Annotated in this window: 13 protein-coding genes; all 13 read right to left on the reverse strand. The window is 60.1% G+C overall.

All coding sequences use genetic code 11. The features are described 5' to 3' along the window. A partial coding sequence (locus tag ACIOZM_RS03650) for a flagellar basal body-associated protein FliL (RefSeq protein ID WP_401209711.1) occupies window positions 1-440 on the reverse strand: 440 nt, incomplete at its 3' end. Window positions 441-649: 209 nt separating this feature from the next. Beyond that, window positions 650-2,014 (reverse strand): flagellar hook-length control protein FliK, encoded by a 1,365-nt coding sequence (locus tag ACIOZM_RS03655; protein WP_401209714.1) that lies wholly within the window; start codon window positions 2,012-2,014, stop codon window positions 650-652. A 105-nt stretch (window positions 2,015-2,119) separates the two neighbouring features. Further along, complete coding sequence (locus tag ACIOZM_RS03660) at window positions 2,120-2,467, reverse strand: Hpt domain-containing protein (RefSeq protein WP_401209716.1); 348 nt, start codon at window positions 2,465-2,467, stop codon at window positions 2,120-2,122. A 30-nt stretch (window positions 2,468-2,497) separates the two neighbouring features. Continuing rightward, the gene (locus ACIOZM_RS03665) at window positions 2,498-4,201 is read right to left on the reverse strand and encodes a SpoIIE family protein phosphatase (RefSeq protein ID WP_401209718.1); all 1,704 of its coding nucleotides are present in this window, start codon (window positions 4,199-4,201) and stop codon (window positions 2,498-2,500) included. A gap of 5 nt (window positions 4,202-4,206) precedes the next feature. Beyond that, window positions 4,207-4,512: an STAS domain-containing protein gene (locus tag ACIOZM_RS03670; RefSeq protein WP_401209721.1), complete on the reverse strand. Its 306-nt coding sequence runs from the start codon at window positions 4,510-4,512 to the stop codon at window positions 4,207-4,209. A gap of 158 nt (window positions 4,513-4,670) precedes the next feature. Next, a complete protein-coding gene (gene fliJ, locus ACIOZM_RS03675; protein WP_401209724.1) occupies window positions 4,671-5,120 on the reverse strand; it encodes a flagellar export protein FliJ in 450 nt (149 codons plus the stop codon). A 6-nt stretch (window positions 5,121-5,126) separates the two neighbouring features. Beyond that, window positions 5,127-6,485: a flagellar protein export ATPase FliI gene (gene fliI / locus ACIOZM_RS03680; protein WP_401209727.1), complete on the reverse strand. Its 1,359-nt coding sequence runs from the start codon at window positions 6,483-6,485 to the stop codon at window positions 5,127-5,129. After that, complete coding sequence (fliH, locus tag ACIOZM_RS03685) at window positions 6,475-7,281, reverse strand: flagellar assembly protein FliH (RefSeq protein WP_401209730.1); 807 nt, start codon at window positions 7,279-7,281, stop codon at window positions 6,475-6,477. Before fliH ends, fliI begins: the two co-directional genes overlap by 11 nt. Before the next feature lie 4 nt (window positions 7,282-7,285). Next, the gene (gene fliG / locus ACIOZM_RS03690) at window positions 7,286-8,305 is read right to left on the reverse strand and encodes a flagellar motor switch protein FliG (protein ID WP_007920042.1); all 1,020 of its coding nucleotides are present in this window, start codon (window positions 8,303-8,305) and stop codon (window positions 7,286-7,288) included. Then, the gene (fliF, locus tag ACIOZM_RS03695; RefSeq protein ID WP_401209733.1) at window positions 8,298-10,085 is read right to left on the reverse strand and encodes a flagellar basal-body MS-ring/collar protein FliF; all 1,788 of its coding nucleotides are present in this window, start codon (window positions 10,083-10,085) and stop codon (window positions 8,298-8,300) included. Before fliF ends, fliG begins: the two co-directional genes overlap by 8 nt. Window positions 10,086-10,100: 15 nt before the next feature. Beyond that, complete coding sequence (fliE, locus tag ACIOZM_RS03700) at window positions 10,101-10,382, reverse strand: flagellar hook-basal body complex protein FliE (protein WP_401209915.1); 282 nt, start codon at window positions 10,380-10,382, stop codon at window positions 10,101-10,103. Window positions 10,383-10,557: 175 nt separating this feature from the next. Then, window positions 10,558-11,949, reverse strand: a complete 1,392-nt coding sequence (locus ACIOZM_RS03705; RefSeq protein ID WP_401209917.1) for a sigma-54-dependent transcriptional regulator — start codon at window positions 11,947-11,949, stop codon at window positions 10,558-10,560. Between the two features lie 5 nt (window positions 11,950-11,954). Continuing rightward, the gene (locus ACIOZM_RS03710) at window positions 11,955-13,166 is read right to left on the reverse strand and encodes a sensor histidine kinase (protein ID WP_401209736.1); all 1,212 of its coding nucleotides are present in this window, start codon (window positions 13,164-13,166) and stop codon (window positions 11,955-11,957) included. Window positions 13,167-13,272 lie beyond the last annotated feature (106 nt).

Consider the following 13,272-nt stretch of genomic DNA (forward strand, 5'->3'; position numbering starts at 1 on the left):
GCCACTTCCTGGACGCTGGCCGTGGCCTTCTGGCGCAACATCTCCTGACCGACCGGCGTCGCCAATGTGGCGAAGTCCTGACCGGAGAAGAGCATCACCAGGTTGTTGCGGATCACCGGCATGTGCACTTTGAGCGCTTCCAGATCGGCCTGATTACGCGCCAGCATGGTGATGCTCACCTGCATGTAGCGCTGACGGCCGTTCTGGTTGTAGTTGGCGACAAACGCCGGCGCCATGGGCTCGAAGATCGCTGGCTGCTTGCCGACCGGAGCGGTCTCGGCTGCAGCGGCAGGCTTGCTCTGGGCACTGTGCATGAAGAACCAGGTCGCCCCCACGGATGCACCAATGGCCAACAGCAACGCGAGCACGATCACAATGATCAGCTTGAGTTTGCCTTTGGTTGCGGGGTCTTTTACAGCTGCTGCTTCGCTCTTCGCCATGCCAATAATCCGTCACTATTCGGGTTTTCACAGTCGCACGGCAAGGCAAGAGCAAGTGTTATGCCAGAAGTGTCGGAGCGTATTGGAGAGCACCACGAAACCACTGTGGGAGCCAGCCTGCTGGCGATGGCGATATACCAGTCAACAGAGATATTGACTGCCATGGCCTCATCGCCAGCAGGCTGGCTCCCACAGGTTTATGCGTTGTATCAGGCGTAGTAGTCGACGGCGCTGGAGCCGATCACGCTGGTGGTTTGCGCAGCTGCTTCGGCGATGCTGGCCGCAGCCAGTTCTTCATCGGCCGAATCCAGACGACCACCGGCAGCGCTGGTCCGGCCACTCTGGCCCTGCTGCGCCTGCTCCTGACCTTGCTGACCCTGCCAGCCACGGCTCTGGTCGGAGACGTTGACGTCCACCTGGCCCATGCCCTGCTGGTTGAACATCTCGCGCAGACGATGCATCTGCCCATCGAGCGCTTCACGCACACTTGGATGCGCGCTCATGAACGTCACTTGGGTCTGCTGGTCCGGGACCATGTTGACGCGGATATCCAGACGCCCCAGTTCGGCAGGCTGCAACTGAATGTCCGCCGCCTTCAGATTGGCGCTCGACAGGTACATGACGCGGTTGACCACTTCCTCAGTCCAACCGCTCTGATGCATGGCGATCGGCTGATTCACCGGCACCGCGTTGGCGGTTTTCGGCGTTGCCGCCTGAGTCAGCGCCGCCAGACGGTTGGCGAAGTCATCGACCCGGGTATCGCTGGTGGCGGTTTTCAGGTCTTTCAGGCCATCGTCGATCAAACCACTGAAGGCCTTGTCGCCTTGACTGGTGCTGTCCTTGTCGGCCTGCACGTCGAGCATGCTGGCCATGCCGGCGGCAAAGGTCTGCGCCGAGGTCAATTCACCGTCAGCCTGAGTCTGAGCCGGTGCGGCCTTGGGTTGAGCCTGGCTGGAAGCGGAGATATGCCCGCCCTGCTCCATCGCCATGCGCAGTGCCGGCAATGCGTCGAGCGGATCGGACGCCGGATCGAAATCGCTGTCGGTTGTCGCTGCCGGGTCTTTGACTGCTGGCAACACGGCTACTGCCGGGGTTTCGACTTTAGGCTGCGCCGCTTCGACAACCGGAGCTGGCACCACAGGTGCGGCAACCGCTGGCTGCACCACCTGCGCCAGTGCCGGATCGAGCACCGGGTCAGTTACCGTAGCGTCGGCCACTGGTGTTTGCGTGGTATCCGTCGAATCGTCGTCAGCGGTCTTGTCATCAGTGGCAGACGTTGCCGACGGGTCGGCGGGCAAGGCATTGCCGCTATCGGCAACCGTCGTCTGCGCAGCGGCAGACTGATCCTTGCCGACGTCCTTCTTGCCGCTGTTGTCAGCGACCTTGGCGGATGTCGATTTCGCCTGGTTATCAGCAACAGCCGAAGGCTTGTTCGGACCTTGATCGGCGAACACCTTGGCGAAGCTTGAGGCTTTGTCTACAGGCTCTGCGGCCATTGCCGGCGCTTTGGCCGAGGCGGCTTGAGCCTTGGCCTGGGCGGCGGTCTGAAGAAAAATGTTGGGGGTCGCAGGCATTACACGGTCTCCGCTGCACTGGGATCGTAGGTACAGTTGAGCGAGATGACTGCAAGTGCCGGGCCAGTTTTGCCCGACGCTTGCGAAAAGCGCCGGGCGGCTGACTTAGTGAATGAGCGCGTGCTGTCGCTCATCTTCATAGACGGGACGTACCTGATCAAACTCGCTGCTGATATCAGCGACCAGTTTGACGATTTCCGCGGGGCTTTTATCTTTGGCGTACGACTCCAGCTCCTGACACAGTTCGGTCAGGCGAATCGCCCCCATGTTGCTGGCGCTGCCCTTGAGGCTATGCGCAACTTCGGACAGAACTTTGGCATCGGCGGTTTTTTGCAGCTCTTGCAGACGAATTTCAGAATCCGCCAGGAAGGTATCCAACAAATCCGGATAACCGTCTTCCATCACTTCGCGCAATGCGCCCAGTGCCTCGTGATCCACATGAATGTCTCTCACTTGCTCACTCCTTGATCAAGAATTCGCGGATTATGCCTCAATCTCCCAAAAAAACTCCACGCGAGCACTGCGACCATCGTCGGACCAAGAGGCGTTACGCCCTAATTGCCGGACCAGACTCACACCACGTCCCGACAGACGGACATCCTCAAGCGGTCGATTCATCACTCGCGACACATCAAAACCCTTGCCGCTGTCCTCGACCCGAATGATCAGGCAACCACCCTTTTCTCGCGGTTTAACGTCCAGATGCACGCGCACGTAACCATCCTGCAGAGCCTCCAGCCGCGAATTGCGCTGTTCGTAGTAACGCGCGAACCCTGAAGCATCACGCTTGAGACTTGAATCCAGACCCAGCACTCCATGCTCCAGCGCATTGGAATACAACTCGGCGAGCACGCTGTACAAGGCGCCGCTTTGCGCGCGCAGTCCGTGAACCTCTTGCAGCAATTGCAGCAGGTAAGGCAGCGGATTGAAGCGCTTGAGGGTTGCGCCTCTGTATTCAAAGCTCACCGACCAGTCCAGTGGCGACGATTGGCCGCTGTCGGAATACACCGGCGGCGACGGCGTGATCTGCGTCGCGTCGAGCAGGCTGACTTCGACCATGCTCACATCGTCACGCGGCTCACCGCGAAATTCCTCCAGGGCTCGCTCAATCTCGACAAACAGGTCGTCCGGCTGACGGTTGGCGGCAAACAGTTGCTGCAAACGCTCGACGCCGAACAAACGCTCTTCAGCATCAGTGGTATCGATCACCCCGTCGGACAACAGGAACACCCGGTCACCGACGGCCATGGTCTGCACTTCGGTACGGTCATCGAACGCCTGCGGACTGAGTACGCCCAACGGTAAATGCCGCGCCGGCAGCGGCACCCGCTCACCGGTCTCGACCCGATGCAGATAGCCATCCGGCATGCCGCCGTTCCACACCTCTACCGAGCGACGTTGAAAACTCAGACACAGCAGCGTCGCGCAGCAGAACATGTCCACCGGCAGGATGCGTTTGAGCTTGGCGTTCATTTCCCGCAGCGTTTCCGCCAGGCCATAGCCTTTGGCGGTCATGCCATAGAACACTTCGGCCAGTGGCATCGCGCCAACCGCTGCCGGCAGACCGTGACCGGTGAAATCGCCGAGCAACACATGCATGTCGCCCGCCGGGGTATACGCTGCCAGCAACAAGTCGCCGTTGAACAGTGCGTAAGGCGATTGCAGATAGCGAATGTTCGGCGCGCTCAGGCAACCCGAGTGCGCGACCTTGTCGAACACCGCTTTGGCCACGCGTTGTTCGTTGAGCAGGTAATCGTGATGTTTGGCGATCAGATCGCGCTGCTGCAGGACTGTCGCCTGCAAGCGCCGCAAACGATCCATCGCCTTGATTTTGGCGGCGAGGATCACCTGGTTGTAGGGTTTCGCCAGAAAGTCGTCACCACCAGCGTCCAGACAGCGGGCCAGCGCTTCGCTTTCGGTGAGCGAGGTGAGGAAGATGATCGGCACCAGGGTTTCCCCCGCCAGTGCCTTGATCTGTCGCGCCGCTTCGAAGCCGTCCATCACCGGCATCATCGCGTCCATCAACACCAGATGCGGTTGCTGCCGGGCGAAAACCTCGACCGCTTCGGCACCGTTGGCCGCCGTCAGCACTTCATGGCCCTGACGGCGGACGATGGTCGAGAGCAGCAAGCGGTCGGCAGCGCTGTCTTCGGCGATCAGGATCGTTAGCGGCTCTTGCGCCTGCATGGCCGTCAACTGATGTCGAAAAGCTTGTCGAAGTTGGAGATGGCGAGGATCTTTCGTACGTCCGAGCTGCTGTTTACAACACGAATATCAGATTTATCACCGCCAGCGTGATCGCGCAGAAGAAGCAGCATGCCTAGCGCAGAGCTGTCGAGGTAAGTGGTCTCTTTCAGATCCAGCTCATAAGAGTTCGGCTCGGGGTCAACCCTCTCATAGGAGTTGCGGAATTCTTGATGCTTACCGAAATCAAAACGCCCCTTGACCGAGATGATTAGCTTTTTCCCATCCGGAGAGACTTCTGTAACGACTGACATTGACTGGCTTCCTTGTCATTGACGAACTTGTACAAGGTTTAGCATCTGGGATGGGTTGGGGCAAGGCGCAGGGCAAGATCAAAAGATCGCAGCCTTCGGCAGCTCCTACACCGATTACCCGTAGGAGCTGCCGAAGGCTGCGATCTTTTGATCTTTTTTTAGAAAGGATCGTGGCGGGGTAATCGCTGCGACAACTCATCCAGCAACTTCTGCTCGCGCTTGTCTTCGAGGCGTTGTGCCTCTTCGCGGTAGCGCTGCACCAGTTTGCGCAAACCTTCGACCTTGGCGAACGCCTGCTGCCAGGCATCGCGGGCGTTATCCAGATTCTTCTGGTGCCAGGCCAGGCTTTGACGCTGCTGATCGATTGCCGTGTCGAGTTGTGCAAGAAAACCGTGATAACCCAACAGCCATTGCCCGGACACGCCGTCGCGGCCGCGCATGACCCACTGTTCCTGATAATCCAGACGAAAGGCATCAAGGTCGGCGAGTTTGCTTTCAGCCACTTTCACATGGCCCTGAAAGTATCCCAGACGCTGCACGGCGGTTTTCTCGGCCTTTTCGGCCATGTCCACCACCGGCGCCAGACGCGCGGCTCGGCTGACAGCCATGAGCGCTTACCCGCCCGTCACAGGGGCTAACAGGGTTTCCAGATAGGCCTGGCTTTCGCCCATGTTGATTTTGTCGTTCAGACCCTGACGCTGGTATCGAACCAGTTGCGCTTGCAGGGAAATCGCCAAGTCCGTCTCGCGGTCGCCGCCGGCGACGTAAGCGCCGACGCTGATCAAGTCTCGACTCTGTTGATAGCGCGACCACAACTGCTTGAAATACTGGGCGCGTTGCATGTGTTCCGGCGAGACCACCGCCGGCATCACCCGGCTGATCGAGGCTTCGATATCGATGGCCGGATAATGCCCTTCCTCGGCCAGACGCCGGGACAGCACGATGTGCCCGTCGAGCACGCCTCGCGCCGAGTCGGCAATCGGGTCCTGCTGGTCATCGCCTTCGGACAATACGGTGTAGAACGCAGTGATCGAACCACCGCCCTTCTCCGCATTACCGGCGCGCTCCACCAGTTTTGGCAACTTGGCGAACACCGACGGCGGGTAGCCTTTGGTGGCCGGTGGCTCACCAATGGCCAAGGCGATTTCCCGCTGCGCCTGGGCGAAACGGGTCAGCGAATCCATCAGCAACAGAACGTTTTTGCCCTTGTCGCGGAAATACTCGGCGATCCGCGTGCAGTACATCGCAGCGCGCAGACGCATCAGTGGCGCGTCGTCGGCTGGGGATGCAACCACCACCGAACGCTTGAGGCCTTCTTCACCGAGGATGTGCTCGATGAATTCCTTGACCTCTCGACCCCGCTCACCGATCAGGCCAACGACGATGATGTCGGCCTCGGTGAAGCGGGTCATCATGCCCAGCAGTACCGATTTACCGACACCTGTACCGGCGAACAGACCAAGACGCTGACCCCGGCCGACCGTCAACAAACCGTTGATGCAACGGATGCCCACGTCCAGCGGTTCGCTGATCGGGTCACGGTTGAGCGGGTTGATCGTCGGGCCGTCCATCGGCACCCAGTCTTCGGCTTTCATCCCGCCCTTGCCGTCCAGCGCACGACCGGCACCGTCAAGGACACGACCGAGCATGCTCATGCCCATCGGCAAACGACCAGTATCGGCCAGCGGCACTACACGGGCGCCGGGCGCGATGCCGGCGACGCTGCCGACCGGCATCAGAAAGACTTTGCTGCCGGAGAAACCCATGACTTCCGCTTCAACCTGCGACGGGTGATAGCTGTCGTCATTGATCACCATGCAGCGCGTGCCCATGGCGGCGCGCAGGCCTTCGGCTTCGAGTGTCAGGCCGACCATGCGCAGCAGGCGGCCTTCAAGAATCGGCGCCCCGGCAATCTCGACGGCCTCGGCATATTTACCGAGACGCTTGGCGAAACTGGTGCGTTCAAGGCGCATCGGGGGCGTCCGCGAGCGGCTCTTCAGCGATGGGTTCAGGCTTCGGCGTTTCCGGCAGGTCGAGGGTCAGATCCGGCGCGGCTGGATGCAAGGCCTGTTCGTGCAACTGGTCGAACAGCTTGGCCATGACCTGACTGACGCGCGATTCAATACTCGCATCGATGCGGCTATGCTCGGTTTCAACCCGGCAACCGCCCGGCAACAGGGCCTCGTCCTCGACGATGCGCCAGGTTTCTTCATGGCGTTCGCGCAAGGCTTTGGCTTGTTCGAAGTCCTGCGGATTGACGTACAGGCGCACGTTTTCCACGCCCAGCGGCAACAGCTTGAGCGCGTCGCGCATGACGTGTTCGATCTGGCTCGAATCGATGGCCAGTTCGCGCTTGATCACTTGTTTGGTGATGTGTTGCACGAGGTCGACCAGCGATTTTTCGATTTGCGTGTCCTGCTCGGCGATAGGCTCGAACAGGTTGCTCATCAACTGCTCAAGGCTGGCGATTTTCGCCGTCAGAGCGACTTCCGCTTCCTGACGCACCTTGAGCGTGGCGCTGTGAAAACCTTCTTTCTCGCCAATGCCGAAACCCTCGTTGTAAGCCTCCTGACGGATGCTTTCGAGTTCTTCCAGAGTCAGTGGCTGGACTTCCTCCAGCGGCACTTCCTCCATCTCCGGCGGCTCGGGTTCGGGCTCCGGCTCGGGTTCAGGTTTCGGCGGATCGAAGCTGGGCATTGTCCAGGTATCGAAGCCACGGACATCCCGGGCGCGGATCAGATCTGTCACAGACTCGTCATGCTTGTCCATGGGCTTAGATCATTTCCTCGCCACCCTTGCCACCGAGCACGATTTCTCCGGCTTCGGCCATACGGCGGGCGATGGTGAGGATTTCCTTCTGCGCAGTTTCGACGTCGCTGACGCGTACCGGGCCTTTGGCCTCGAGGTCGTCGCGCAACAGTTCGGCGGCACGTTTGGACATGTTCTTGAAGATCTTCTCTTTGACGCCTTCGTCCGAACCCTTGAGGGCCAGTACCAGCACGTCGGAAGACACTTCGCGCAACAGCGCCTGGATTCCGCGGTCGTCGACATCGGCCAGGTTGTTGAACACGAACATGAGGTCTTCGATCTGACCGGACAGGTCTTCGTCGACTTCGCGAATCGAATCCATGAGCTGGCCTTCGATCGAACTGTCGAGGAAGTTCATGATGTCCGCCGCACGCTTGATGCCACCCAGGGTGGTGCGCGAGGCATTCGAGTTGCCGGAGAACTGCTTCTCGAGAATCTGGTTCAGCTCTTTCAGCGCGGCTGGCTGCACGGTGTTCAACGACGAGACACGCAGGATGATGTCCAGACGCACCTTGTGGTCGAAGTTACCGAGCACTTCACCGGCCTGATCCGGATCGAGGTACGCCACCACGATCGCCTGAATCTGCGGGTGTTCGTAGCGGATCACGTCGGCAACGGCGCGCGGCTCCATCCATTTCAGGCTGTCGAGGCCGCTGGTGTTGCCACCGAGCAGGATGCGGTCGATCAGGCCGTTGGCCTTGTCTTCGCCCAGTGCCTGGGTGAGCATTTTGCGCACGTAGTCGTCGGAACCGACGCCCAGACTGGTCTGGTCGCCGACGATGTCGACGAATTCACTCATGACCTGCTCGACCTGCTCGCGATGGACATTGCCCATCTGCGCCATGGCCACGCCGACACGCTGGACCTCTTTCGGGCCCATGTGGCGCAGCACTTGCGCAGCGTCGGTCGAACCAAGGGACAGCAGCAGAATCGCGGCTTTGTCGACCTTGTTGAGTTTGACGGTAGCGGCTCGGTTATCACTCATCTGCGTTAATCCACTCTTTCACGACCTGGGCCACGCGACCCGGATCTTCGGCCACCAGGCTCTTGATTGCGTTCAATTGAGCGTCATAACCCTCGCTCGGGCTTGGCAGCAGAATGCTCTGCGGACCACCGAGACTTACACGGTCGTTACCCAACTCGCCATCCAGGCCGCCCATGCCACCGAGTTCGACATCGCTGCCGAGCCCGGCGAGTTCCTTACCTTTACCGCCGCCGGTGATGTTGTTGAGCACCGGACGCAACACGCCGAACACCAGCACCAGGATGAACAACACACCCAGCACTTGTTTGACGATGTCCCAGAACCACGGAGTGGAATAAAACGGAATATCGGCGATCACTTCTCCGCGCTCGGCGGAGAACGGCATGTTGATTACGCTGACGCTGTCGCCACGGCTGGCGTCGAAACCGACGGCGTCCTGCACCAGACGGGTGAAGCGCGCCAATTCGTCGGCGCTCCACGGGGCGCGGGTGGTTTCACCGTTGGCTGCGTTGACCTTGACCTGATCATCGACCACGACCGACACCGACAGACGATTCAGGCGACCCTGCTGCTGTTTGGTGTGGCTGATGGAACGGTCGAGCTCGAAGTTCTTGGTGGATTGTTGACGCTTGTCTGCCGGGTACGGCGCGAGCATTGGCTGGCCGGTGGCCGGGTCCATGATCTGCTGACCGTTGGCATCAACCAGTGGCTGACCTGGCTGAATCATCCCGGCAGGTGCTGCGGCACCCGCGGTGGTCTGCGGTGCCGAGGCTGGCGCTGGCGGCTGGTTGCTCAGGGCACCCGGCACACCTTGCGGGCCATTGCTGGCGGTACGTTGTTCATTGACCGACTGCTCGCTGCGCAACGCCGGTTGATCCGGGTTGAACTGCTCGGCGGTGGACTCGACGGCGTTGAAATCGATATCGGCCGACACTTCCGCCTTGTAGCGATCGTTGCCCAATACCGGTTGCAGAATGTTGTGTACACGCTGGGTGAGCATGCTTTCCATGCGGCGGCTGTAATCGAACTGCTTGCCGGCCATGGTCATTTCGGAGTTTTCCGCCTGATCAGAGAGCAGCGTGCCCTTCTGGTCGACGACGGTGATCTGCGATTTGCTCAGTTCGGGAACGGAAGTGGCCACCAGGTTGATGATGGCAATCACCTGACCTGGCTCCAGCGAACGACCGGAATACAACTCGACCAGCACCGAAGCGCTTGGCTTGCGTTCGTCACGGACGAACACCGAGCTTTTCGGAATCGCCAGATGCACGCGGGCACCCTTGACGTTGTTCAGGCTGGAAATGGTCCGCGCCAGTTCACCTTCGAGGCCGCGACGATAACGCGTCGCTTCCATGAACTGACTGGTGCCCAGACCCTGTTCCTTGTCGAGGATTTCGAAACCGATGTTGCCGTCGCTGGGAGTGACACCAGCAGCAGCGAGTTTCATCCGCGCACGGGACAGGTCATCGGCCTTGACCAGCAAGGCGCCGGAATTCGGTTCGACGTTGTAAGGGATATCGGCGGCGGCCAGGGTTTCCATGACCTGCTTGGCGTCCATACCGGCAAGGCTGCCGTACAGAGGCCGGTAGTCCGGTTGCTGTGACCACAACACCACGGCAAAGCCAATCGCCACGCTCGCAGCAAGGCCGACCAACAGGCCCACCTGACGCAGCATGGTCATCTCGGAGAGGTTTTCCAGGAAGGACAGGCCGAAGAGCGGCGGTTTGCCGTCTATCGGGGTGGCCTTGGCCGGAACGTTATCGGCGACTGCTTCTGCCATGACTCAATCTCGTCCTTAAACCGGCATCTGCATGATGTCTTGATACGCCTGAACCAGCTTGTTACGCACCTGGGTCAATGCCTGGAACGAAACACTGGCTTTCTGAGAGGAAATCATCACGTCAGTCAGATCGACGCCGCTTTTACCGATTTCAAATGCGTTGGCCAATTGAGTCGACGCCTGTTGGGTATCGCTGACTTTGTTGATGGCCTGACCGAGCATGTCGGAAAAGCTGCTGCCGGCCATTTCAGGCACGACGGCGGTCGATTTCGGCGCAGACATGGCGTCTATTTTCATGGCGTTCATATCCATGATCAACCGATTGAATTCAATACCTTGGCTCATGATCTACTCTCTTGGGCGGCCCGCAATTTTTTGACACTCACTCGGCGGGTACACAGGTGTTAGCAACAAGGGTGCCAGCTATCGGGCAGCCTTTCAGAAAAGCGTTTGCAAACTTTGGCGCGGTGAATCAGGTGGCGAACAGATAACCTTCGACGTCCATTCCGGCGTCCCGCATCTGCGCCAGTTTGTAGCGCAAGGTCCGCGGGCTGATGCCGAGCTTTTCCGCTGCCTCCTTGCGTCGCCCGCGCTCGGTGCGCAGGGTGTCGATGATCATCTGGAACTCGCGGCGGCGCAGGTCATCGCCCAGCGCCCCGGCGGATTCGGCCTCGACTTCGACCTCACGCACCAGTGGCTGCACCGGTGCAGCGACAGGCGCAGCGGTAAAGGTCACCGCACCGGTCAGACAGAAATCCTGCGGCTGGATCAAACCGCCCTGCTGCAAGATCAATGCGCGCTGAATCGCGTTATCCAGCTCACGCACATTGCCCGGCCACGGATAATTCGTCAGGCACTGTTGTGCGTCAGGCGAAAGCTTCGCCGCCGCGTGCTTCATTTTATTGACGTGTTTGGCCAGCAACCGCTCAGCCAACGGCAGGATATCGGCAGTGCGTTCGCGAAGTGGACGCCATGCGAGCGGAAAAACCGACAGTCGGTAAAAAAGATCTTCACGGAAGCGCCCCGCCGCCACTTCTCCCGCCAGATCACGGTTGGTGGTGGCGACTACGCGAATGTCCAGGGTGATCGGCTTGCGCGCACCCACGCGCTCAACTTCACGCTCCTGCAACACGCGCAGCAGTTTGGCTTGCAGGCCGAGAGGCATTTCAGAGATTTCGTCGAGCAGAATAGTGCCGCCATCCGCCTGTTCGAACTTGCCTGCCTGCGCCGCGATAGCGCCGGTGAACGAACCCTTCTCGTGACCGAAAAGCGTCGCTTCAAGCATGTTGTCGGGGATTGCCGCGCAGTTGATCGCAATGAACGGCTGGCTGGAACGGTGCGATTGCTGGTGGATGTAACGTGCCAGCACTTCTTTACCGGTGCCGGACTCGCCGGAGATCAATACCGTGGAATCGCTGCGCGCAACCCGCGCCGCCAGCTCAAGCAACTGCGCACTGGCAGGCTCGACCGCTATCGGGCCTTCGCTGTCACTGGCACTGATGCTGCCAAGCGCATGGCGCGCCACCAGATCCAGCAAGGCCTTGGGTTCGAATGGCTTGACCAGATAATCGGCGGCGCCCTGGCGCATCGCATCGACAGCACGCTCGACCGCGCCATGCGCAGTCATCAGCAACACCGGCAATTGCGGCTGTCGCGAGCGCAGCAGCGCGAGCAATTGGTGGCCATCCATGCCTGGCATGTTGACGTCACTGACCACCAGACTGAACGCTTCGCGCTCGACCGCCGTCAACGCCTCTTCCGCCGAACCAACGGCACGGAAATCGTGACCGGCCAGCAGCAACGTGTCGGCCAGCGCTTCGCGCAACGAGCGGTCATCCTCGACCAGCAAAACCTTGATGCCCATGTCTTTCACTCAGCTCCCTGTACAGCAGAAAACAGCGGCAGGATGACCTGCGCGCACGTACCGCGCCCGACTCGCGAGCGCAGCTGCAATTCTCCCTGATGTGCCCGGGCCACGGCTTTGACCACGGTCAGGCCAAGGCCGGTACCGGTGACTTTGGTGGTGAAAAATGGATCGCCGAGCCGCGTGAGCACGACCGGATCAATACCGCCGCCGCTGTCGCTGACACACAACCGCAGGCTGTTGTCGCGGGTGTAGCAATGTACTTTCAGGCGCACATCAGCGTTGCTGGCCTGAATCGCGTTTTCGATCAGATTCAGAATTGCCCCGACCAGCGTGTCGCGGTTGCACAGCAACTCGCCGGCATGGCTGTCGCACTGCCAGCGAATTGGCAGATCCTGCACATGAGTCAACGCAGCCGCTTGCAGCGACTGCATCAAGGCATTCGGGGTGATGCGGTCGGTCAGCGGCAGCTCGCCACGGGCAAACACCAGCATGTCGCGGACTTGATGTTCCAGTTCGTGCAGGCGCTCCTTGAGCCGACCGGCAAAACGCTGCTGGGTGGCGACCGGCAATTCCTGCTCAGTCAAATGACTGGCGTACAGCAGCGCAGCGGACAGCGGCGTACGAATCTGGTGAGCCAGCGAGGCCACCATGCGCCCCAGCGACGACAAGCGCTCGTGGCGCGCCAGTTGATCTTGCAGATGTCGGGTTTCAGTCAAGTCGTTGAGCAACACCAGTTGCCCCGGCTCGGCGTCCAGTGAGCGAGTGGCAATCGACAGGCGTCGACCAGTGGTCAGGGACACTTCGTGGCCATCGTCTTCACGCGGGGCGAAGCAGCGGGCAATTACATGGCGCCACAACTCACCTTCCAGCGGCAGACCGAGCAGCTCGCAGGCAGCCGGGTTGGCTTCGCGGACGATGCCGTGACCGTCGATCACGATGACGCCACCAGGCAACAGGTCGAGGAGGTTCTGCAGACGGTTGGCCAGGCGTTCTTTTTCGGCCAGTTCCTGCATGCGCTGGGCACTGACTACGGCGAGTTCGCCCTTGAGCTCAGTGACCCGGGCCTCAAGCATGCTGTAGGAGTCAGTCAACTGGCTCGACATCTGATTGAACAGCGCAAACGCCTGCTCAAGACCCTGACGGCTTGCCTGCTCTACGGACGAAGGTTGCCCCTCGGGACTGGAGGCAGAAGACATCTGGGAGGCTTGGGGCATTGTGCTCTCTCGCTTGGCTGACCGTCAGTGAAACGGAACGTTGCGAGGGATGTAGCAATACCCGTGCCTAAAAAAAACTGCTTATAAATGAATGAGTTGAAAAACA

Source organism: Pseudomonas sp. NPDC087346 (assembly GCF_044744235.1).
In the GTDB taxonomy this organism is placed as follows: Bacteria; Pseudomonadota; Gammaproteobacteria; order Pseudomonadales; family Pseudomonadaceae; genus Aquipseudomonas.

Bases quoted from the DNA above. Each gene is read 5' to 3' on its own strand.
- ACIOZM_RS03655 (WP_401209714.1), bottom strand. From the start codon at position 2,014: ATGCCTGCGACCCCCAACATTTTTCTTCAGACCGCCGCCCAGGCCAAG.
- ACIOZM_RS03665 (WP_401209718.1), bottom strand. From the start codon at position 4,201: ATGCAGGCGCAAGAGCCGCTAACGATCCTGATCGCCGAAGACAGCGCT.
- ACIOZM_RS03670 (WP_401209721.1), bottom strand. From the start codon at position 4,512: ATGTCAGTCGTTACAGAAGTCTCTCCGGATGGGAAAAAGCTAATCATC.
- fliJ (WP_401209724.1), bottom strand. From the start codon at position 5,120: ATGGCTGTCAGCCGAGCCGCGCGTCTGGCGCCGGTGGTGGACATGGCC.
- fliI (WP_401209727.1), bottom strand. From the start codon at position 6,485: ATGCGCCTTGAACGCACCAGTTTCGCCAAGCGTCTCGGTAAATATGCC.
- fliH (WP_401209730.1), bottom strand. From the start codon at position 7,281: ATGGACAAGCATGACGAGTCTGTGACAGATCTGATCCGCGCCCGGGAT.
- fliG (WP_007920042.1), bottom strand. From the start codon at position 8,305: ATGAGTGATAACCGAGCCGCTACCGTCAAACTCAACAAGGTCGACAAA.
- fliF (WP_401209733.1), bottom strand. From the start codon at position 10,085: ATGGCAGAAGCAGTCGCCGATAACGTTCCGGCCAAGGCCACCCCGATA.
- fliE (WP_401209915.1), bottom strand. From the start codon at position 10,382: ATGAAAATAGACGCCATGTCTGCGCCGAAATCGACCGCCGTCGTGCCT.
- ACIOZM_RS03705 (WP_401209917.1), bottom strand. From the start codon at position 11,949: ATGGGCATCAAGGTTTTGCTGGTCGAGGATGACCGCTCGTTGCGCGAA.
- ACIOZM_RS03710 (WP_401209736.1), bottom strand. From the start codon at position 13,166: ATGCCCCAAGCCTCCCAGATGTCTTCTGCCTCCAGTCCCGAGGGGCAA.